General features: G+C 60.6%; 16 protein-coding genes. 7 read left to right on the forward strand and 9 right to left on the reverse strand.

The window, feature by feature from the left end:
- The first annotated feature begins 1,016 nt into the window (after positions 1–1,016).
- The 7 genes from HNR03_RS25990 (at position 1,017) to HNR03_RS26020 (ending at position 10,789) form a co-directional block, all read left to right on the forward strand.
- Positions 1,017–2,177, forward strand: a complete 1,161-nt coding sequence (locus tag HNR03_RS25990) for an efflux RND transporter periplasmic adaptor subunit (RefSeq protein ID WP_259156765.1) — start codon at positions 1,017–1,019, stop codon at positions 2,175–2,177.
- Positions 2,174–5,275, forward strand: coding sequence for a multidrug efflux RND transporter permease subunit (locus HNR03_RS25995; protein ID WP_259156767.1), 3,102 nt, complete (start codon positions 2,174–2,176; stop codon positions 5,273–5,275). The genes HNR03_RS25990 and HNR03_RS25995 overlap by 4 nt, the downstream gene beginning before the upstream one ends.
- 9 nt (positions 5,276–5,284) lie before the next feature.
- Positions 5,285–5,962, forward strand: a complete 678-nt coding sequence (locus tag HNR03_RS26000) for a heavy metal response regulator transcription factor (RefSeq protein WP_007916978.1) — start codon at positions 5,285–5,287, stop codon at positions 5,960–5,962.
- Complete coding sequence (locus tag HNR03_RS26005) at positions 5,952–7,316, forward strand: heavy metal sensor histidine kinase (protein WP_222588375.1); 1,365 nt, start codon at positions 5,952–5,954, stop codon at positions 7,314–7,316. The genes HNR03_RS26000 and HNR03_RS26005 overlap by 11 nt, the downstream gene beginning before the upstream one ends.
- 118 nt (positions 7,317–7,434) lie before the next feature.
- Complete coding sequence (locus HNR03_RS26010) at positions 7,435–7,659, forward strand: hypothetical protein (RefSeq protein WP_259156786.1); 225 nt, start codon at positions 7,435–7,437, stop codon at positions 7,657–7,659.
- Positions 7,660–7,853: 194 nt separating this feature from the next.
- Positions 7,854–9,173, forward strand: a complete 1,320-nt coding sequence (locus tag HNR03_RS26015) for an OprD family porin (RefSeq protein WP_259156788.1) — start codon at positions 7,854–7,856, stop codon at positions 9,171–9,173.
- A gap of 119 nt (positions 9,174–9,292) precedes the next feature.
- A complete protein-coding gene (locus HNR03_RS26020) occupies positions 9,293–10,789 on the forward strand; it encodes a sensor domain-containing diguanylate cyclase (protein WP_259156789.1) in 1,497 nt (498 codons plus the stop codon).
- A 71-nt stretch (positions 10,790–10,860) separates the two neighbouring features.
- Here the strand turns inward: HNR03_RS26020 and lpxC are convergent, their stop codons facing one another.
- The 9 genes from lpxC to murD form a co-directional block, all read right to left on the reverse strand.
- On the reverse strand, positions 10,861–11,772 hold the full coding sequence (gene lpxC / locus HNR03_RS26025) for a UDP-3-O-acyl-N-acetylglucosamine deacetylase (protein WP_222588379.1): 912 nt from the start codon (positions 11,770–11,772) through the stop codon (positions 10,861–10,863).
- A 112-nt stretch (positions 11,773–11,884) separates the two neighbouring features.
- Positions 11,885–13,078: a cell division protein FtsZ gene (gene ftsZ, locus HNR03_RS26030; protein WP_007943486.1), complete on the reverse strand. Its 1,194-nt coding sequence runs from the start codon at positions 13,076–13,078 to the stop codon at positions 11,885–11,887.
- Between the two features lie 71 nt (positions 13,079–13,149).
- Positions 13,150–14,409, reverse strand: coding sequence for a cell division protein FtsA (ftsA, locus tag HNR03_RS26035; protein ID WP_008147519.1), 1,260 nt, complete (start codon positions 14,407–14,409; stop codon positions 13,150–13,152).
- Between the two features lie 15 nt (positions 14,410–14,424).
- Positions 14,425–15,294, reverse strand: coding sequence for a cell division protein FtsQ/DivIB (locus HNR03_RS26040; protein WP_090180278.1), 870 nt, complete (start codon positions 15,292–15,294; stop codon positions 14,425–14,427).
- Between the two features lie 4 nt (positions 15,295–15,298).
- A complete protein-coding gene (locus tag HNR03_RS26045) occupies positions 15,299–16,267 on the reverse strand; it encodes a D-alanine--D-alanine ligase (RefSeq protein WP_222588380.1) in 969 nt (322 codons plus the stop codon).
- Complete coding sequence (murC, locus tag HNR03_RS26050; RefSeq protein WP_259156796.1) at positions 16,264–17,724, reverse strand: UDP-N-acetylmuramate--L-alanine ligase; 1,461 nt, start codon at positions 17,722–17,724, stop codon at positions 16,264–16,266. Before murC ends, HNR03_RS26045 begins: the two co-directional genes overlap by 4 nt.
- Entirely contained in the window at positions 17,717–18,787 is a 1,071-nt protein-coding gene (gene murG, locus HNR03_RS26055; RefSeq protein ID WP_222588381.1) for an undecaprenyldiphospho-muramoylpentapeptide beta-N-acetylglucosaminyltransferase, read from the reverse strand. The genes murC and murG overlap by 8 nt, the downstream gene beginning before the upstream one ends.
- On the reverse strand, positions 18,777–19,994 hold the full coding sequence (gene ftsW, locus HNR03_RS26060; protein ID WP_090180266.1) for a putative lipid II flippase FtsW: 1,218 nt from the start codon (positions 19,992–19,994) through the stop codon (positions 18,777–18,779). Before ftsW ends, murG begins: the two co-directional genes overlap by 11 nt.
- Positions 19,991–21,337 carry a UDP-N-acetylmuramoyl-L-alanine--D-glutamate ligase gene (gene murD, locus HNR03_RS26065; protein ID WP_222588382.1) on the reverse strand — a complete coding sequence of 449 codons (1,347 nt, stop codon included), beginning with the start codon at positions 21,335–21,337 and terminating at the stop codon, positions 19,991–19,993. Before murD ends, ftsW begins: the two co-directional genes overlap by 4 nt.
- Between the last annotated feature and the right edge of the window lie 3 nt (positions 21,338–21,340).

Consider the following 21,340-nt stretch of genomic DNA (forward strand, 5'->3'; position numbering starts at 1 on the left):
GGCAGGCCAGCTCCCACAGTGGTTCGGTGTACATCTGCAGGAGATTGGGCGGCTGGCAGGGCGTCATCGCTGGCAGGCCAGCTCCCACAGGGTTCGGAGTACACCTGCAGGAGATTGGTCGGCTGGCGGGGCGCCTTCGCTGGCAAGCCAGCTCCCACAGTGGACCGGGTACACCTGCAAGAGACTGGTCGGCTGTCAGGGCGTCATCGCTGGCAGGCCAGCTCCCACAGTGGTTCGGTGTACATCTGCAGGAGATTGGGCGGCTGGCAGGGCGTCATCGCTGGCAGGCCAGCTCCCACAGGGTTCGGTGTACATCTGCAGGAGATTGGTCGGCTGTCAGGCCGCCATCGCCGGCAGGCCAGCTCCCACAGTGGTTCGGGGTAGATCTGCAGGAGATTGGTCGGCTGGCAGGCCGCCATCGCCGGCAGGCCAGCTCCCACAGTAAATCGAGGTGTCCCCCCGCTCTTCACCACTCAATAGGCCGAGCGGTAGCTCGCCTGCTTTTGATTTTGACCCACCCGCCCCGTCGGCAGGCTGAGTGGAGGCGTTCATCTGGGGGGTGGGCGCGTAGCGCCGTGCGGCGAAGCCGCACACATCGAGAGGAGGTCGTCGCGAAGCAGACCGGAGGCGATGCCCCCAGATGAATGCCGGAACGAAGGAACACCGAGCCCCGGCGAGGGGCCGGACGCCGGGGCAAGACCTTTTGGTTCCTTTTGGGGCGTTTGCCAAAAGGGACTCGCCGTCAGGGCGAAACCCTAGGTGGCCGTTACCGCAGCAACGGATATGTACACCTGAAAGAAAATGGTCGGCTGTCAGGCCGCCTTCGCGAGCAAGCCCGCTCCCACAATTAGCCCAGGTCCATCCAAGAGAACATGGTCGGCCCAAAGGCCGCCAAGACCAAAAGAACGCCCCAAACTGACAGCGCCGTCAGTTACCAGTCACCTTCCCGACCACCAAACAGGTTTATAAAGGAAAATACAAACCCGACCAAACCCAAGCCCCGGCGCCCCACACGCATGCGAATTCAGAAAAAACCCGCCCTGCTCGCAACCCTTCTGATCGTCATGGCAGCGCTGGGCGTGTGGTACGCCACCAAACCCGCCACAGCCAAACTCGCCGCGCCCACAGCAATCCCGGTCCGCGTCATCAGCGTCACCGCAAAAGACGTCCCCCGCTACGTCAGCGGCATCGGCTCCGTGCTATCACTGCACAGCGTCGTCGTCCGCCCACAAATCGACGGCATCCTCACCAAAATCATGGTCAAAGAAGGCCAACTGGTGAACAAAGGCGACCTGCTCGCCACCATCGACGATCGCTCGATCCGCGCCAGCCTCGACCAGGCCCGGGCGCAACTCGGCGAAAGCCAGGCACAACTGCAAGTCGCACAAGTCAACCTCAAACGCTACAAACTACTGAGCGTCGACGACGGCGTATCCAAACAGACCTACGACCAGCAACAAGCCCTGGTCAACCAACTCAAAGCCACCGCCCAAGGCAACCAGGCCTCGATCGACGCCGCGCAAGTACAGCTTTCCTACACACAGATCCGCTCCCCGGTCACCGGCCGCGTCGGTATTCGCACAGTGGATGAAGGCAACTTCCTGCGCATGGCCGACGCCCAAGGCCTGTTCACCGTGACCCAGATCGACCCGATTGCCGTGGAATTCTCCCTGCCACAGCAAATGCTGCCCACCCTGCAAGGCCTGATCAACGACCCGGAGCACGCGCTGGTGAAAGCCTACATCGGCGCTGACACCGACGGCGAAACCGGCAACCTGCTGGGCGAAGGCCACCTGACCCTGATCGACAACCAGATCAGCGCCAACACCGGGACCATCCGCGCCAAGGCTGAATTCAACAACCCCGGACAGAAACTCTGGCCGGGCCTGCTGGTGACGGTAAAAATTCAGACAGCGCTGGATAAAGATGCGCTGGTGGTGCCGCCCACCGTCGTACAACGCGGCCTCGATCAACATTACGTGTACCGGGTCAACGGCGACAAAGTCGAAACCGTCACCGTGCAGATGGTTGCCCAGGGCAGCGGCCAGGACATCATCAAAGGCGTTAAGCCCGGCGACATATTGGTCAGTGACGGCCAATCGCGCCTCAAACCCGGTTCCACCGTTCAGGTGCTGACCGACCCGCCGCAAGTGGTTCAGTCGGAGTCCAAGCCATGAAGGGCCACGGCTCAATCTCGGCCTGGTGCATCGATCATCCGGTCGCCACCATTCTGCTGACGTTTGCCTTGGTGCTGCTGGGCGTCATCGCCTTTCCGCGCCTGCCCATTGCGCCGCTGCCAGAGGCGGAATTCCCGACCATTCAGGTCGCCGCGCAACTCCCCGGCGCCAGCCCGGAAACCATGGCGTCGTCGGTCGCCACGCCGCTTGAAGTGCAATTCAGCGCCATCCCCGGCGTAACCCAGATGACCTCGAGCAGCGCCTTGGGCTCGACCAACCTGACGCTGCAATTCACCCTCGACAAAAGCATCGACACCGCCGCCCAGGAAGTACAGGCAGCGATCAACACCGCCGCTGGCAAACTGCCGAAAGACATGCCGACCCTGCCGACGTGGCGCAAGGTCAACCCGGCCGACAGCCCGGTGCTGATTCTCAGCGTCAACTCGACACAAATGCCCGGCACCGAACTCAGCGACCTGGTGGAAACCCTGCTCTCGCGTCAGATCAGTCAGATCAACGGCGTAGGCCAAATCAACATCACCGGTCAGCAACGTCCGGCGATTCGCGTTCAAGCCTCGGCGGACAAACTCGCTGCTATCGGCCTGACGCTGGCGGACATTCGCCAGGCCATCCAGAACACCAGCCTCAACCTGGCCAAAGGTGCGTTGTACGGCGAGTCGAGCATCTCGACGCTGTCGACCAACGACCAGCTCTTCCACCCCGAGGAATACAGCCAGCTCATCGTTTCCTACAAGGACGGTGCACCGGTTCACCTCAAGGACGTCGCCAAAGTCGTCAACGGTTCGGAAGATGCCTACGTGCAAGCCTGGGCCGGTGACAAGCCGGGGGTCAACCTGGTGATTTCCCGGCAACCGGGGGCCAACATTGTCGAGACGGTGGATCGCATCCAGGCCGCCCTGCCCGCTCTCGAAGCCATGCTGCCGGCGTCGGTGCAGGTCAAGGTGCTGGTCGACCGCACACAGACCATCCGAGCCTCGCTGCATGAAGTGGAAGTCACCCTGCTGATCGCGATCCTGCTGGTGGTGGCGGTGATGGCGCTGTTCCTGCGCCAGTGGTCGGCGACCATGATTGTGTCCGCCGTGCTGGGTGTTTCGCTGACTGCCAGTTTCGCCCTGATGTACATCATGGGCTTCAGCCTCAACAACCTGACGCTGGTGGCGATCGTGGTGGCTGTGGGGTTTGTGGTCGACGATGCCATTGTGGTGGTGGAGAACATTCACCGTCACCTTGAGGCCGGTGACGGCATGCGCGAGGCGGCGATCAAGGGCGCCGGCGAGATTGGCTTTACAGTGGTGTCCATCAGCTTCTCGCTGGTGGCGGCGTTCATTCCGCTGCTGTTCATGGGCGGCGTGGTCGGACGGCTGTTCAAGGAATTCGCCCTGACCGCCACCTCGACCATCATGATTTCGGTGGTGGTCTCCCTGACACTGGCGCCCACGCTCGCCGCGCTGTTCATGCGTGCGCCGGTGCATCACGCCCACGGCAAACCGACGTTTGGCGAACGCTTGCTGGCGGGCTATGAAAAACTCCTGCGCCGCGCCCTCGCCCACCAGAAATTGATGATCGGGGTGTTCTGCCTGTCACTGGGCCTGGCGATTGCCGGTTACATCTTTATCCCCAAGGGCTTTTTCCCTGTGCAGGACACCGGTTTTGTCCTCGGGACCACCGAAGCCGCTGCCGATATTTCCTACGGCGACATGGTGAAAAAACACTTGGCGATGGCCGAAATCGTCGCCGCAGACCCCGCCGTCGCGGCGTTTTCCCACTCGGTCGGCGTCTCGGGCAGTAACCAGACCATCGCCAACGGCCGCTTCTGGATCTCCCTGAAAAAACGCGGCGACCGCGACGTCTCGGCCAGTCAGTTCATTGACCGGATTCGCCCGAAACTGATGAAAGTCCCGGGCATCGTGCTGTACCTGCGTGCCGGCCAGGACATCAACCTCAGCTCCGGCCCGAGTCGCGCCCAGTACCAATATGTGCTCAAGAGCAACGACGGCGCGACCCTCAGCACCTGGACCCAACGCCTGACGGAAAAGCTGCGCGCCAACCCGGCATTCCGCGACATTTCCAATGACCTGCAATTGGGCGGCAGCATCACCCACATCAGCATCGACCGCAGCGCCGCCGCGCGTTTCGGCCTGACCGCCAGTGATGTCGACGAAGCGCTGTACGACGCGTTCGGTCAGCGGCAGATCAACGAGTTCCAGACCCAGATCAACCAATACAACGTGATTCTGGAGCTGGATACCAAACAACGCGGCAAAGCCGAAAGCCTCAACTATTTCTACCTGCGCTCGCCCCTGAGCGGGGAAATGGTGCCGCTGTCGGCGCTGGCGAAATTCGATGCGCCCACCGTCGGCCCGCTGTCCATTGCCCATGACGGCATGTTCCCGGCCGCCAACCTGTCGTTCAACCTGGCGCCCGGCGTGGCGTTGGGCGATGCCGTGATCATGCTCAACCAGGCCAAGGCCGAGATCGGCATGCCAGCGGCCATGAGCGGTAACTTCCAGGGCGCGGCGCAGGCGTTCCAGAGTTCGCTGGCCAGCCAGCCGTGGCTGATCCTGGCCGCGCTGGTGGCGGTGTACATCATTCTCGGCGTTCTTTACGAGAGCTTCGTGCACCCGCTGACCATCATCTCGACACTGCCATCGGCGGGGCTCGGCGCGGTGATAATGCTGTGGATCTGCGGCCAGGACTTTTCAATCATGGCGCTGATCGGGCTGGTGTTGCTGATCGGGATCGTGAAGAAAAACGGCATCCTGATGATCGACTTCGCACTCGATGCCCAACGCAATGGTGGCTTGCCGCCTGAAGAGGCGATTTTCCAGGCCTGTATCACACGGTTCCGGCCGATCATCATGACCACCCTCGCCGCCCTGCTGGGTGCGTTGCCACTGATGCTCGGCTACGGCACCGGCGCCGAACTGCGCCAGCCGTTGGGGATCGCGGTCGTCGGCGGCTTGCTGGTAAGTCAGGCGCTGACGTTGTTCACCACTCCGGTCATATACTTGTGGCTTGAGCGGCTATTCCATCGACCTAAACCCGCACCGCTGCCGGTGCTGGCGACCACAGACTGAGGCGGGGTCATGCGCGTTCTGATTATCGAAGACGAAGAAAAAACCGCGGACTATTTGCACCGCGGCCTGACGGAACAGGGTTACACCGTGGACCTGGCGCGCGACGGCGTCGAAGGCCTGCACCTGGCGCTGGAAAGCGACTATGCGGTGATCGTCCTCGACGTCATGTTGCCGGGCCTCGACGGCTTCGGCGTGCTGCGCGCCTTGCGTGCGCGCAAGCAAACCCCGGTGATCATGCTCACCGCCCGCGAGCGCGTCGAAGACCGCATCAAAGGCCTGCGCGACGGCGCCGACGATTACCTTGGCAAGCCGTTTTCCTTCCTCGAACTGGTGGCACGCCTGCAAGCGCTGACCCGGCGCAGCGGCGGCCACGAGCCGGTGCAAGTGAGCATCGCCGACCTGTGGATCGATTTGATCAGCCGCAAGGCGACCCGCGCCGGTACGCGCCTGGACCTGACCGCCAAGGAGTTCTCGCTGCTGAGCGTACTCGCCCGCCGGCAAGGTGAAATCCTCTCGAAAACGGCGATTGCCGAAATGGTCTGGGACATCAATTTCGACAGCGACGCCAACGTCGTCGAAGTCGCGATCAAGCGCCTGCGGGCCAAGCTCGACGGGCCGTTCGACGAAAAACTGCTGCACACCATCCGTGGCATGGGTTATGTGCTGGAGAGCCGCGGTGTCCAGTAACTCGATTGCGCTGCGCCTCAGTGGGATGTTTACGCTGGTGGCGCTGCTGGTGTTCCTGCTGATCGGCTGGGCGCTGTACCAACAGGTCGATAAAGGCCTGGGTCTGTTGCCCGAAGCCGAGCTGGACGCGCGCTACAGCGTGCTCGAATCCACGGTCGGGCGTTATGGCACGCCCGAGCATTGGGTGAAGATCAACAACAAACTCAATCTGCTGGGCGAAGAAGACAAACGCATCCGTTTCTGGATCATCAGCGGTGATCCGAACTACGAATACGGCAACCTGACGCCGCAGATCCGCGCCTTTGCCGAAGGCCCGCTGGGGATGCGCGACATGACCCTGCCGGGCCAGCCGTATCCGCTGAAAGTATTGGTCAGCCAGTTCCCGGCCAAGGATCAACGTCCGCCGTTGCGCTTCATGATCGGCATCGACACCGAGACGTTCTTCCAGACTCAGCATCACCTGCTGATCGCCCTCATCAGCCTCGCGATCATCGGCGTGTTATTGGCTTCGGCACTCGGGTATTGGGTGGCGCGCATTGGCCTGAAACCGTTGATCAAGTTGTCCCAGGAAGCCCAGCGACTGGCGCCGCCATTGCGTTCCGGGCGTTTGCGCATGTCGTCATTGCCGCCGGAACTCAATCAGTTCGTCAATTCGTTTAACTCGACACTGGAGCGGGTTGAACAGGCCTATTCGCGTTTGGAGTCGTTCAACGCCGACGTCGCCCATGAACTGCGTTCGCCCTTGACCAACCTGATCGGCCAGACCCAGGTGGCGCTCACTCGCGGGCGTTCTGCCGAACACTATTTCGAAGTGCTGCAATCGAACCTTGAAGAGCTGGAGCGGCTGCGTTCGATCATCAATGACATGCTGTTTCTTGCCAGCGCGGATCAGGGCAGCAAGGCCACCAAACTGACGTCCACCTCGCTGGCCGATGAAGTGGCGACGACCCTGGAATATCTGGATTTCATTCTCGAGGATGCGCAGGTTCAGGTACGCGTCAGTGGTGATGCGCAAGTGCAGATCGAGATCGCGCATTTGCGCCGGGCGCTGATCAATTTGTTGAGCAATGCGGTGCAGCACACCGCGCCCGGGCAAGTGATCGAGGTGAAAATCGAGGTTGAGGCGCATCAGGTGAGCATCGGTGTCGCCAACCCTGGTTCGCCAATTGCCAGCGAACATCTGCCTCGGTTGTTCGAGCGTTTTTACCGGGTGGATGCGTCTCGCAGCAATAGCGGTAACAACCACGGGTTGGGACTGGCGATCGTCAAGGCGATTGCGCTGATGCATGGCGGGGATGTGTTTGTGCGCAGTGATCACGGGATGAATACCTTCGGCATCCACCTTCCGGTCTGACGATCAACTGTTGCTTTATCAGCAACAGTCCTTTCATGAATCCGCTCTTTTTCCCCTCCGCAATCCCCCTTATCTTTGCCGCACCAAACAGCACTTGCCAAGCAAGAAGGTTTTAAAGATGTCCAACACTATGGGTATTGCCAGCGCTTTCGTTTTGTCCTCATTGTTCCTGTCACCGTTCGCCATGGCTGAAGAGTCGCAGACCTTCTCCGCACAAAACGAGGCACGCGTCGCAGCCTACGAACAGTATCAGAGTGAAATGACGGCCAAAGCCCAAGACGCTGCGCAAACCCCTCAAGCGTCCACGTCTGCCACCCAGTCACGGGTTGAGAAAGACAGCTGATCCAGCGTAGTCGCACCTTTCCCTCGACACTTTTCATCGGCTCTTCCCTTTGAAAAGTTGTCTTCAAAGCCGCTGCTATCAGCGGCTTTTTTTCGTTGTGGTTTAACACCGGCCTTGTTCGTCTCCTCTTACAAGAAACATCCTGTACTTCAACTAATGAAGTACTTGATTGACCCCAAGGAGCTTTACCGCAAGTGCGTTTTCCTCTTAGTTTCAGCCCGTTGTTCATTGCAGTTGCTGCAACGATACCCACCACCGCCCACGCCGCCGACGACACCCACCCTGAAGGGTTTGTGCAGGGTTCGAGCCTCAACCTCAATGCTCGCAACTACTACATGAACCGCAACCGCCTGCAGCACGCGGACGACAACATCGAATGGGGCCAAGGCTTTCTCGGCATTTTCAAATCGGGCTACACCCAGGGCACGGTGGGTTTCGGTATCGATGCCAACGCCATGCTCGGACTCAAGCTCGACGGCGGTGGCGGCACGGATAACTCGAGCATCCTGCCGGTCAGCGATGGCAACGGCAAAGCGCCGGGGTCTTTCTCGACGGCGGGCGCCACGCTGAAAATGCGTGCATTCGATACCGAGTTGAAGGCCGGCGACCTGTTCCTCAACAACCCGGTGATTGCCGGCGGCGAGACACGCATGCTGCCGCAGACCTTTCGCGGCGTCAGCCTGACCAACCACAGTTTCGACGGTTTCCTCATCGAAGGCGGCCAGGCGAGTTTCACCAAGCCTTACAACCAGAGCGGCCATACCCGAATCAGCACCTCGTACGGCAGCCTGGCAGAGGGTGACGAAAGTCAGCACCTGAATTGGGCCGGCGTGGCCTGGAGCGGCCTGCCGGGCTTGACCAGTAGCCTTTATGCTTCCGAGCTCAAGGATATCTGGAACCAGTATTACTACGACCTGGATTACACCTACGCGCTGAACGATCTGGTCAGCCTCAACCCGGGCCTGCACTTCTATCACACGCAAGACACCGGCGATGCGCTGCTAGGCAACATCGACAACAACACCTACAGCCTGCATTTCACTGTCGGCATGGGCTATCACAGCGTTACCGCGGCGTATCAGCGGGTCAACGGCAACACGCCGTTCGACTACATCAACCAAGGCGACAGCATTTTTCTCGACAATTCCCAGCAGTATTCGGACTTCAACGGCCCGAACGAACGCTCGTGGAAACTCAAGTACGCCTACGACTTTGCTGGCCTCGGCCTGCCCGGCCTGACTTCGGCACTGTCGTACTCACGGGGCAAACTGGACCTGACCAAGGTTGACCCGGACAGCCGCGGATATGCCTCGTGGTACAGCGCCGACGGCAAAAATGCCAAGCACTGGGAGCGTGACATTGATCTCAAGTACGTGGTCCAGGATGGCAACGCCAAGGACCTGTCCGTGCGTCTGCAATGGGCGACCAACCGGGGCGGCAACGGCTACGGCGCGCTGGACCAGGACACTGACGAATACCGGGTGATCGTCGACTACCCGCTGAATGTCTTCTAAACTGCAACGAACAAAAGGCCAGCACGTTTTGCTGGCTTTTTTTTATCCGGGATTTTTACCGGCGCACTGAACGCAAACAGCTAATCGTTCAAGACGCCTCGTCAACAGAAGTCAGAACCATGAGCGTGAGCAGTGCACAACCTCAAGATCCGGTCCGTTCGACCCGGTCGGAGCGGCTTCTGGTTCTCGGCAGTTTGCTGCTGGTGGTGGCCATACTGAGCATCGTGGCGTATCTGTTGGTCCGTGAGCGCGCCAACGCAGAACTGTCTGCCACGCGCGCCGCATCCAATATCGTGCAGTTGATCGACGCCGACGTGCTGCGCAATGTCGAGCTCTACGACCTGTCCCTGCTCGGTCTGATTGCGGCCTCGCAACGGGAAGACCTCAAGAACGTTTCTCCCGACATCCGTCATCTGGCCTTGTTCGACCGCGCCACGGCCGCGCCGTACAAGGGCGATATCCTGTTGCTGGACAACAAGGGCGACGTCATTGCCGACTCGGCCTCGGTGGATCCCAGAAAGGGCAATTTTGCCGACCGTGAATACTTTCAGTCGCACGTGAGCAATCGCGACCCGGGCATGTTCATCAGCCGCCCCTTTCGCTCCAGGCAGGCTGAACATGAGTGGCGAATCAGCTTCAGTCGCCGTGTCAGCGGAACACAGGGCGAATTCCTCGGTGTCGCCGAAGCCGCCATGCGCCTGAGTTACTTCGATCAATTGTTCAACAGCTTGAACATCGGTCGTGACAGCTCGGTCAACCTGATCAGCTCGGACGGCATCCTGCTGGCCCAGGAACCGCGCCCGGCCGAAGAATTGGTCGGCAAGGATTTCAGCAACCGCCCCAATTTCCAGCGCATCGTCAGAGAAGGCAACGGCAGCTTCACCAGCGTTTCAAGCCAATACCAGGACAAACGCCTGTACACGTTTTCCAAGGTGGGCAACCTGCCGCTGATCGTCGTCGTTGCTCTATCGAGCGATGAAGTGTTTGCCTCCTGGAAGCGCACGGCGTTGGTGGTCAGCGTGGCGACCCTGGCGTTGTGCATCAGTCTGCTCTGGCTGACGTGGTTGTTCTGTCGGGAACTGCGCCTGCGCCACAACGCCGAGCGGGGGCTGGCGCAACTGGCGGCCACCGATGCCTTGACCGGCCTGGCCAACCGCCGGACGCTGGATCAGGCCCTGCGTCATGAATGGTTTCGCGCGCAACGATCGGGCAAACCACTGTCGGTGCTGATGATTGACGCCGACCGCTTCAAGGATTTCAACGATCGATATGGCCATCAGGCCGGCGACCAGGCATTGCGCACGCTGGCCAGTGTCATCAGCGCCCACGTACGACGACCGGCGGATCTGGCAGCCCGTTACGGTGGCGAAGAGTTTTCGGTGATCCTGGCGGAAACCGACAGCGCCGGCGCGCAGCAGATTGCCGAAAACATTCGCAAAGCTGTCGAGCAGTTGCCGTTCATCGAGGGTGCCGAATCGCCCATCACTGTCAGTATTGGTATCAGCACCTGGACAACAGCGACTGATATCAGCCTGGAAAGTGTGCTGTTCGCGGCGGACAAGGCGCTGTATCAGGCCAAGGAAAACGGGCGTAACCGGGTGGTCTCTGCTGACTGAAGAACGATCGACATGCAGGCATAAAAAAAGGCCACCCGAAGGCAGCCTTTAAAAACTAGAGAGGTTTTTACTTACACGGCCGCAACGGGACGCATGTAAGAGATCGGTGCAGTACTGGCGTCTTCGAAAGTCACAACTTCCCAAGCATCTTTCTGCTCAATCAACTTGCGCAGAAGCTGGTTGTTCAATGCATGTCCGGACTTGAAGCCCTTGAACTCACCAATCAGGCTATTGCCCAGCAGGTAGAGGTCACCAATTGCATCGAGGATCTTGTGCTTCACGAATTCGTCTTCATAGCGAAGGCCGTCTTCGTTCAGTACACCATCCGCGTCGACCACAATAGCGTTTTCAACGCTGCCGCCGAGTGCGAGGTTGTGCTTGCGCAGGTACTCGATGTCACTCATGAAACCAAAGGTGCGGGCGCGGCTGACTTCTTTTACGAACGAAGTGCTGGAAAAATCCACGCTTGCACTTTGTGTGCGGTCACGGAAAACCGGGTGATCGAAATCGATCTCGAAGCTCACTTTGAAACCTTCGAAAGGGACGAAAGTGGCGCGCTTGTCGCCGTCTTCCACTGTCACTTCCCGCAGGATCCGGATGAACTTCTTGGCGGCGTCCTGTTCTTCCAGGCCAGCCGACTGAATCAGAAATACGAAGGGTCCAGCGCTACCATCCATGATCGGGACTTCAGACGCGGAGAGCTCGACGTAGGCGTTATCGATGCCCAGGCCAGCCATGGCCGAGAGCAAGTGCTCCACCGTATCCACTTTGGTGTCACCACTGACCAATGTGGTCGACATCGTGGTTTCACCAACGTTTTCCGCGCGGGCAGGGATTTGCACGACCGGATCGAGATCGGCACGACAAAACACAATGCCGGTGTCGATAGGTGCTGGCTTGAGGGTCAGGTAAACCTTCTCCCCCGAGTGCAGGCCTACACCTGTGGCACGGATAATATTTTTCAGTGTGCGTTGTTTAATCATGGCTTGGGCCGCTTCAGCGCAAATTGCGAACTGGTATCAACAAAGGCTGGCGATAATAGCAGACCAGACCTTTGCTGAACACCAATCACCTTCATAGCCCTGATACATTCCATCAATCAGCCTGACGACGCAGGAAAGCCGGGATGTCCAGGTAGTCCAGGTCATCTTGCGGATTCATCTTCGCGGCAGTCGCAGCACCGGCCTGAGCCTGGTTGCGCATGACGGTCGGACGGTCCAGGTCACGGTAGTTTACCGCTGGTTGTTCCTGACGAGCGGGAGCCGATTGTTGCGGCTGGGAAGCCATCGAGGTGTGAACGGTATTGTCGATGACCTTTACAGGCTTCTCGATTTTAGCGCCCAGACCGGTAGCAACCACGGTCACGTGCAGTTCGTCGCGCATGTCCGGATCGATAACGGTACCGACCTTGACCATTGCGTGCTCGGAAGCGAAGGCTTCGATGATGCTACCCACGTCGGAGTACTCACCCAGAGACAGGTCAGGACCGGCGGTGATGTTCACCAGGATGCCGCGTGCACCTTGCAGGTTCACGTCTTCGAGCAACGGGTTGCGAATGGCCGCTTCGGTGGCTTCGCGTGCACGGTTCGGACCGCTGGCGCAGCCAGTGCCCATCATCGCCATGCCCATTTCGCTCATTACGGTGCGTACGTCGGCAAAGTCGACGTTGATCATGCCCGGACGCTTGATGATGTCGGAGATACCGCGAACGGCACCGGCCAGTACATCGTCAGCCTTGGCGAAAGCCGACAAGAGGCTTGCGTCCTTACCGAGGATGGTCAGCAGTTTCTCGTTGGGAATGGTGATCAACGAGTCAACGCTTTCAGACAGCAGACGGATACCTTCGTCGGCGATCTGCATGCGCTTGCGGCCTTCGAACGGGAACGGACGAGTCACCACCGCAACGGTGAGAATCCCCATTTCCTTGGCCACTTCAGCAATGATCGGCGCAGCACCGGTACCGGTACCACCGCCCATGCCAGTGGTGATGAACACCATGTTGGTGCCCTGCAGGACTTCGGCAATGCGCTCACGGTCTTCGAGAGCGGCCTGACGACCTACTTCAGGGTTGGCACCAGCGCCCAGACCTTTGGTCACGCCGGTACCCAGTTGCAGGATGGTCCGCGCGCCGATGGATTTCAGCGCCTGGGCATCAGTGTTGGCGCAGATGAATTCAACGCCTTCAATGTTGCTCTTGACCATGTGGTTGACAGCGTTGCCGCCGCCTCCGCCAACACCGATAACTTTAATAACCGGGCTTGCGGGGATGTTGTCTACGAGTTCGAACATTTTCCCTCTCCTTTACGTTCTCTAGTTTTTTCGCCTACTGCCTGTATCTACAACGGTGCTGCGGTAAATCTTTAGAAGTTGCCTTGAACCCAGCTCTTGATGCGATCGAGCAAGGCGGCTTTCGGTTCTTCATTGCTGTAGCTGTCGCGGCTGCTGATACCCGAGAACGAAATCCCGTCGGACTGCTTTTGCAGGCCGTACATCAACAGGCCAACGCCAGTGGAATAAATCGGGTTGCGGACCACGTCATCCAGGCCCTTGACGCCGTGAGGCACGCCCAGGCGGACCGGCATGTGGAAGATCTCTTCGGCCAGTTCGACCGCGCCTTCCATTTTCGACGTACCACCGGTCAGCACGATGCCGGCCGGGATCAGGTCTTCGTAGCCGCTGCGGCGCAATTCGGCCTGGATCAGCGTGAACAGTTCGTCGTAACGCGGCTCGACCACTTCGGCCAGGGCCTGACGCGAAAGCTCGCGCGGTGGACGGTCGCCGACGCTTGGGACCTTGATGGTCTCACCGGCACCAGCCAGCTTGGCCAGGGCGCAGGCGTAGCGAATCTTGATTTCTTCGGCGTACTGGGTCGGGGTGCGCAACGCCATCGCGATGTCGTTGGTCACCTGATCGCCCGCAATCGGGATCACTGCGGTGTGACGGATCGCGCCTTCGGTGAAGATCGCGATGTCGGTAGTGCCGCCACCGATGTCCACCAGGCAAACGCCCAGCTCTTTCTCGTCGTCGGTCAGCACCGAGTACGCGGACGCCAGTTGCTCGAGAATGATGTCGTCGATTTCCAGGCCACAGCGACGCACACATTTTTCAATGTTCTGTGCGGCGTTGACGGCGCAGGTCACCACGTGAACCTTGGCTTCCAGACGTACGCCCGACATGCCCAGCGGCTCACGAACGCCTTCCTGGTTATCGATCACGTAATCCTGCGGCAGGGTGTGCAGCACGCGCTGATCAGCCGGGATCGCCACGGCCTGGGCGGCGTCGAGGACGCGCTCAAGGTCGGCGGAGCTGACTTCGCGATCACGAATCGCCACGATGCCGTGGGAGTTCAGGCTGCGGATGTGATTGCCGGCCACCCCGACGAACGCCGAGTGGATCCGGCAACCGGCCATCAGCTGCGCTTCTTCGATCGCGCGCTGAATCGATTGCACGGTGGACTCGATGTTCACCACCACGCCTTTCTTCAGGCCACGGGACGGATGAGTGCCGATCCCGACGATTTCCAGCGTGCCGTCGTCCGAGACCTCGCCGACCAGCGCCACCACCTTGGAGGTGCCGATATCAAGACCGACGATCATTTTGCCGCTTTGCACGTTTGCCATGGGTCCTGCCTCTTCTTAATTCTTCGCGACAGCGGGTTGGGCTGTCGTGGGCGCTACAGGTTCCCGCCAGCCAACAGCGAGGCCGTTGGCGTAGCGCAGATCGATGCGCGCAATGTTCGTAATCTGTTCTTTAAGCGTCTTGTCGTAGATGGCAATGAAGCGGCGCATCTTTTCCACCAGGTTGCCGCGTCCCAGCAGCAGTTCGATTCCCGGACCCGCGCTGCCGGCGCCGGTGGTCAGGAACCAGCTGCCTCGTTCACGCAATTCCAGGCGTGCAATCGAGAAGCCCAATGGCCTGAGCATCTGGCTCAGCACCTGGTATTGCTGCATCACTTGCTGTTGTGCCCGTTGTGGACCGAACAGCTGTGGCAAGTGTTCATAGTTCGCCAGCTCACGCGGGGTGAAGGCCTGCCCCTGGTTGTTCAACAGCGACTCATCGCCCCAACGGGCCACGGGCAGTTGTTCTTCCAGGCGGATCACCACTTGATCCGGCCACACCCGACGCACTTCGGCGTGGGCAATCCATGGCATGGTTTCAAGCTCGGTGCGCATGCTCTCCAGATCGATGGTGAAGAAGCTCGACGCCACGTATGGGGCGATCCGCTGCTGCACCGCTTGCTGGCTGATGTAACTCAAATCGCCCTGCACGTTGATCTTGGTGATCGGCCGGTCGGCGTACGGCAGCAAACGCTGTGCGCCTTCGTAAGTGCCGAAGCCCAGTGCAACCAACAGCACCGGCCAGAACAAGGCTTTGAGAAAGCCGAAATTGGCTTTGGGCAGGCGCGCGGACATCGGCTCTTTCGCCACCATTCGGCTGGCACCCCGCGGCACCGGCTTGCGGCCGGGTACTGGAGGGGGCTGATGTCTCAGCTGTGCGCCTTGCATGGTCTTAACCTCGAGGCTCGTTGTTGCCGGCAATGCTGGCGGCCAAAATCGCCAGAACCAATTGCTGGAAATCCAGACCGGCAGCACGGGCCGCCATCGGCACCAGGCTGTGATCGGTCATGCCCGGTGCGGTGTTGACTTCCAGGAACCAGAACTGCCCGTCGGCGTCCTGCATCACGTCCGCCCTGCCCCAACCGGCGATACCCAGCGCCTCACAGGCTTTCGCCGTGAGGTCCATCAGTTCTTTTTCCTTGTTGCTGTCCAGGCCACACGGGATCCGATACTGCGTATCGGAGGCCACGTACTTGGCGTCGTAGTCGTAGAAGCTGTGCGTCGTGCCCAGGGCAATCGGTGGCAACACCTGGTCACGCAGGGTGGCGATGGTGAACTCCGGACCTTGAATCCATTGCTCGACCAACACTTGCGAATCGTAGGTACTGGCCGCTTTCCAGGCGTCGATCAACTCCGGCGCGGAGGTCACTTTGGCCATACCGATACTTGAACCTTCATGGGCCGGTTTGACGATCAAAGGGAAGCCCAGTTCCGTCGCTGCCGAAATACAATCGGCCTCGCAACTCAGTACGGCGTGGCGTGGCGTCGGAATACCGAGGCTGTGCCAGACCTGTTTGGTGCGCAGCTTGTCCATCGCCAGTGCCGAGGCAAGAATGCCGCTGCCGGTGTACGGAATGCCCAGGCATTCGAGCAGGCCCTGCATGCTGCCGTCTTCACCGCCACGACCGTGGAGGATGATGAAGGCGCGGTCGATTTTTTCGTTCAGCAAACGCTGCAGCAGGTCATCGCCCACGTCGAGGCCGAACGCGTCCACACCGGCGCTCAGCAGCGCGTCGAGGACAGCGTTGCCCGACTTGAGGGAAACCTCACGCTCGGCGCTCTTGCCGCCGAACAGCACGGCGACGCGGCCGAAGTCTTTCGGCGCGATCGTGGAGACGAGGTTGGCGTAGGCAGCAGTCATTTCAATTTCCCCGGAGTCGGTGCGGCAACAGCACCCGCGAATAGCGGACTGGCCAACAGTTTCGGGGCGAGACCACCGATATCACCGGCGCCCTGGCACAGCAGGATGTCGCCGGCACGCAGCAGCGGCTTGACCAGCGGCGCGAGGTCGACACCACGCTCGATGTAGATCGGGTCGAGCTGGCCGCGTTGACGAATGCTGTTGCACAGCTTGCGGCTGTCGGCGCCCGGGATCGGTTCTTCACCGGCCGGATAGACTTCCATCAGCAGCAACACGTTGGCGTCGGCCAATACATTGACGAAATCGTCGTACAGGTCGCGGGTACGGCTGTAACGGTGCGGCTGGTAAACCATCACCAGACGGCGCTCCGGCCAGCCACCGCGCACGGCCTTGATCACGGCAGCGACTTCGGTCGGGTGGTGACCGTAGTCGTCGACCAGCATCACGTTGCCGCCCTCGACCGGCAGTTCGCCGTAGACCTGGAAGCGCCGACCGACACCCTGGAACCCGGACAGGCCCTGGACGATGGCTTCATCGCTGACACCTTCGTCAGAGGCGATGCAGATGGTCGCCAGCGCGTTCAATACGTTGTGGTTGCCCGGCATGTTCACCGAGACATCCAGTGGTTCACGATCAGGACGCAGCACGGTGAAGAAAGTCTGCATGCCCTGCTGGCGCACATTGATGGCGCGCACGTCGCAGTCATCGCCAAAGCCGTAGGTGACCGTAGGACGTTTCACCAGCGGCAGGATTTCACGCACCACCGGGTCGTCCAGGCACACCACCGCCAAACCGTAGAACGGCAGGTTGTGCAGGAACTCGACGAAGGTTTTCTTCAGTTTGTTGAAGTCACCGTCGTAGGTCGCCATGTGGTCGGCGTCGATGTTGGTGACCACGGCCACCAGGGGCTGCAAGTGCAGGAAGCTCGCATCGCTTTCGTCGGCTTCGGCGATCAGGTAGCGGCTGGTGCCGAGCTGGGCATTGGTGCCCGCGGCATTCAGACGGCCACCGATGACGAACGTCGGGTCCAGGCCACCGGCCGCGAACACCGAAGCGATCAGGCTGGTGGTGGTGGTTTTGCCGTGGGTCCCGGCGACGGCGATGCCGTGGCGGTAGCGCATCAGCTCGGCCAGCATCTCGGCGCGTGGCACCACGGGAATACGACGTTCCAGCGCGGTGGCCACTTCCGGGTTGGAGGTGTTCACGGCGCTCGACACCACCAGCACGTCGGCGGCAGCGGCGTTCTCGGCACGGTGGCCGATGAAAATGTGCGCACCGAACGATTCAAGACGCTCGGTTACCGGCGACGCTTTCAGGTCGGAACCGGACACTTGATAGCCCAGGTTCAACAACACTTCGGCGATGCCGCACATGCCCACGCCGCCGATGCCGACGAAGTGGATTTTACGGATACGGCGCATTTCCGGTTGCGGCATGGCTTTCTGATTCTCAACCATGGGCCACCTCCAGGCAGATATCGACCACGTTACGGGTTGCATCGGGTTTGGCGAGGCGGCGCGCCGCGCTGGCCATGTCGTTGAGTCGTTGCGGTTGCATCAGGACCTCTGTCAGGCGTGCGGCAAGATCCGCTGCGCCAGTCGTTCTTTGCGGCATCAGGAAGGCAGCGCCTTCACGGGCCAAATAATCGGCGTTGCGGGTCTGGTGATCGTCGATCGCGTGGGGCAAAGGCACCAGCAACGAGGGCAGACCGGCAGCAGCCAGTTCACTGATGGTCAATGCGCCTGCGCGGCACACCACCAGGTCGGCCCAGCCATAGGCTTGAGCCATGTCTTTGATGAAGGGCTGCACTTGCGCCTCGACGCCAGCCGCGCGATAGCGCTCTGCAGTCACTTCATCGTGGTTTTTGCCGGCCTGATGAAACACTTCCGGGCGCAGGTCGGGGGCGACTTGCGACAGGGCTTCAGGCAGCAACTTGTTCAACGGTTCTGCGCCCAGGCTTCCACCCAGGATCAGCAAACGCGCCTTGCGACCGGCCAGGGCCTGTCGCGGTGTTTCGAGGAACAGCTCGGTGCGCACCGGGTTACCGGTGGTCCGACGGCTGTCCGACAGGGTAAAGGTGTCGGGGAACGCTTCACAGACTCGGGCGGCCAACGGCACCAGCAACCGATTGGCGGTACCGGCCACCGCGTTCTGCTCATGAACGATCACCGGCACGCCGGCCAGTTTGGCTGCAACACCACCGGGACCAGTCACAAAACCACCAAAGCCGACGACGCACACCGGCCGCAGCTGACGAATGATCGCCCGCGCCTGCCAGACGGATTTGAGCACCATGAACGGGGCTTTGAGCAGGGACAATTTGCCCTTGCCGCGCACGCCGCTGGCGTTGATCCGATGCAGCTCGATACCGGCCATCGGCACCAGGTCGTTCTCGATGCCACGGGGCGTTCCAAGCCAATGCACGGTGTAACCGCGGGCCTGAAACTCGCGAGCGCAAGCCAGCGCCGGAAACACGTGGCCACCGGTTCCGCCTGCCATGATCAATACGTTAGCGCCCATGGGTCGACTCCTCGGCGAAGTCGCTCTCATGGAATTCCATCTCTTCGCTGCCCAGGTGGGTTCGACTCTCCCACTCGATGCGCAACAACAACCCAAGGCAGGCACCACAGATCACCAACGAACTACCGCCATAACTGAGGAACGGCAGGGTCAGGCCTTTGGTCGGCAGCAGACCGACGTTCACGCCGATGTTGATCAGGAACTGGCCGATCCACAGGAACGACAAGCCGTACGCAATGTAGGCGGCGAAAAACTGCTTGGCCTTCTCGGCCCAATAACCGATGTACATGCCGCGAATACACACGAAGACGAACAACGCGACCGTGCACAAGGAACCCACGGCCCCCAGCTCTTCGGCCAAGACCGAGAATACGAAGTCGGTGTGGGCTTCCGGCAGGTAGAACTGTTTCTGCACGCTGTTGCCCAGGCCAACACCCAGCCATTCACCGCGACCGAAGGCGATCAATGCCTGCGACAACTGATAGCCGGCGCCGAACTGGTCGGCCCATGGGTCGGCAAAGTTGGTCAGACGCGCCATTCGATAGGGCTGCACTTGAATCAGCAACACCACCGCTGCAACCGCCAGGACCACCATCAGGGAAAACCGGAACAGCCCGACTCCGCCAAGGAACAGCATCGCCGCGGCGGCCCCCATCATCACGACGGTGGCACCGAAGTCCGGCTCCATCAGCAGCAGGCCAGCCATTGGCAACAGAACGATGAAAGGCTTGAAGAAGCCCATCCAGCTTTCACGCACTTCTTTCTGGCGACGCACCAAGTAACCGGCGAGGTAGATCACCACGAACACCTTGGCGATCTCGGAAGGCTGAACGTTGAAGAAACTGAAGCCGATCCAGCGCATCGAACCGTTCACTTCACGGCCGATCCCGGGAACGATCACCATCACCAGCAGACCGAACGCACCCAGCAGCATCAGCCAGCCCAGGCGTTGCCAGGTGGCGATCGGAATCATCATGGTGATGACGCAGGCGCCCAGGCCCAGCACGATGTAGATAAGGTGGCGAATCATGTAATACAGGGCACTGCCCGATTGCGCCGCCGCCACTTCGGTCGAGGCCGAGGCGATCATGACCAGCCCGAGACCGATCAAGGCCAGGCAACCGGCGAGCATCGGGAAGTCGAGGTCGATACCGCGCCCGGTGATGATCGGCGACGGGTAGGGCTTGATGATGTTTCGCAGGCTCATGCCAGATCCTCCACGGCGCGGACGAACTGGTGACCACGGTCTTCATAATTCTTGAACATGTCGAAACTGGCGCAGGCTGGCGACAGCAGCACCACATCGCCCGGTTGTGCAGCGGCGCGGCATTGCTCCACCGCTTCAACCAGCGAACCGACCCGGATCAATGGCACAGCATCGCCGATGGCCTCACCGATCTTGTCGGAGTCGCGGCCCATCAAAATGACGGCGCGGCAGTTGGCGGCCACGGGGGCACGCAGATCCTTGAAGTCGGCGCCTTTGCCGTCGCCCCCGGCGATCAACACCACCTTGCCGTCGATGTCCGCGCCCAGGCCTTCGATGGCAGCCAGTGCGGCGCCGACGTTGGTGGCTTTGGAATCGTTGTAGTAGCTCACGCCATCCAGGTCACGGACCCATTGGCAGCGATGCTCAAGCCCGGCGAACGTGCGCAGGCTCGACAGCATGGCGTCGAATGGCAGGCCGACGGCATGGCCCAGCGCCAACGCCGCCAGGGCATTGGACTGGTTATGGGCGCCACGGATTTTCAACTCGCGCACCGGCATCAGGTTCTGGAATTCAAACGCCAGGTACTTCTCGCCGTTTTCTTCGCGGATGCCGAAGGCCTTGAAATCAGGTTTGCTCAGGCCGAACGTCCAGCAAGGCTGACCTTCGCCGATCAACGGACGGCTCAGGGCGTCCTGACGGTTGACCACAAACTGCCTGGCACCACGGAAAATCCGGTGCTTGGCCAGGTGATAGGCCGGCAGGCCGCTGTAGCGGTCCATGTGGTCTTCACTGACGTTGAGCACGGTGGCCACTTCAGCATTGAGTTGGTCGGTGGTTTCGAGCTGGAAGCTCGACAATTCCATCACGTACAACTCGACGTCATCGCTGAGCAAATCCAGCGCCGGCGTGCCGAGGTTGCCGCCCACGGCGACACGCTTGCCCGCCGCTGCCGCCATCTCGCCGACCAGGGTGGTCACGGTGCTTTTCGCGTTGGAACCGCTGATGGCCACAATCGGCGCCTTCGCATTTCGCGCGAACAGCTCGATGTCGCCGGACAATTTCACGCCACGGGCGGCGGCAGCCTGCAGGGCCGGGGTCGCCAACGCCAGGCCGGGGCTCACGTAGAGCTCGTCGGCGCGGCACAGGAATTCGACGTCCAGCTCGCCACAACGCACTTCCACGTGCGGATAGTCACGCTTGAGCGTGGCCAGTTCCGGTGGATTTTCCCGCGTATCGGCCACGGCAAACGACGTGCCCCGGTTCGCCAGGAAGCGAACCAGGGACATGCCGCTCTTGCCGAGGCCGACAACGATGCGGAAGTGGTCAGAAGCGATCAGAGACACGAG

Source organism: Pseudomonas sp. JAI111 (genome assembly GCF_024809425.1).
In the GTDB taxonomy this organism is placed as follows: Bacteria; Pseudomonadota; Gammaproteobacteria; order Pseudomonadales; family Pseudomonadaceae; genus Aquipseudomonas.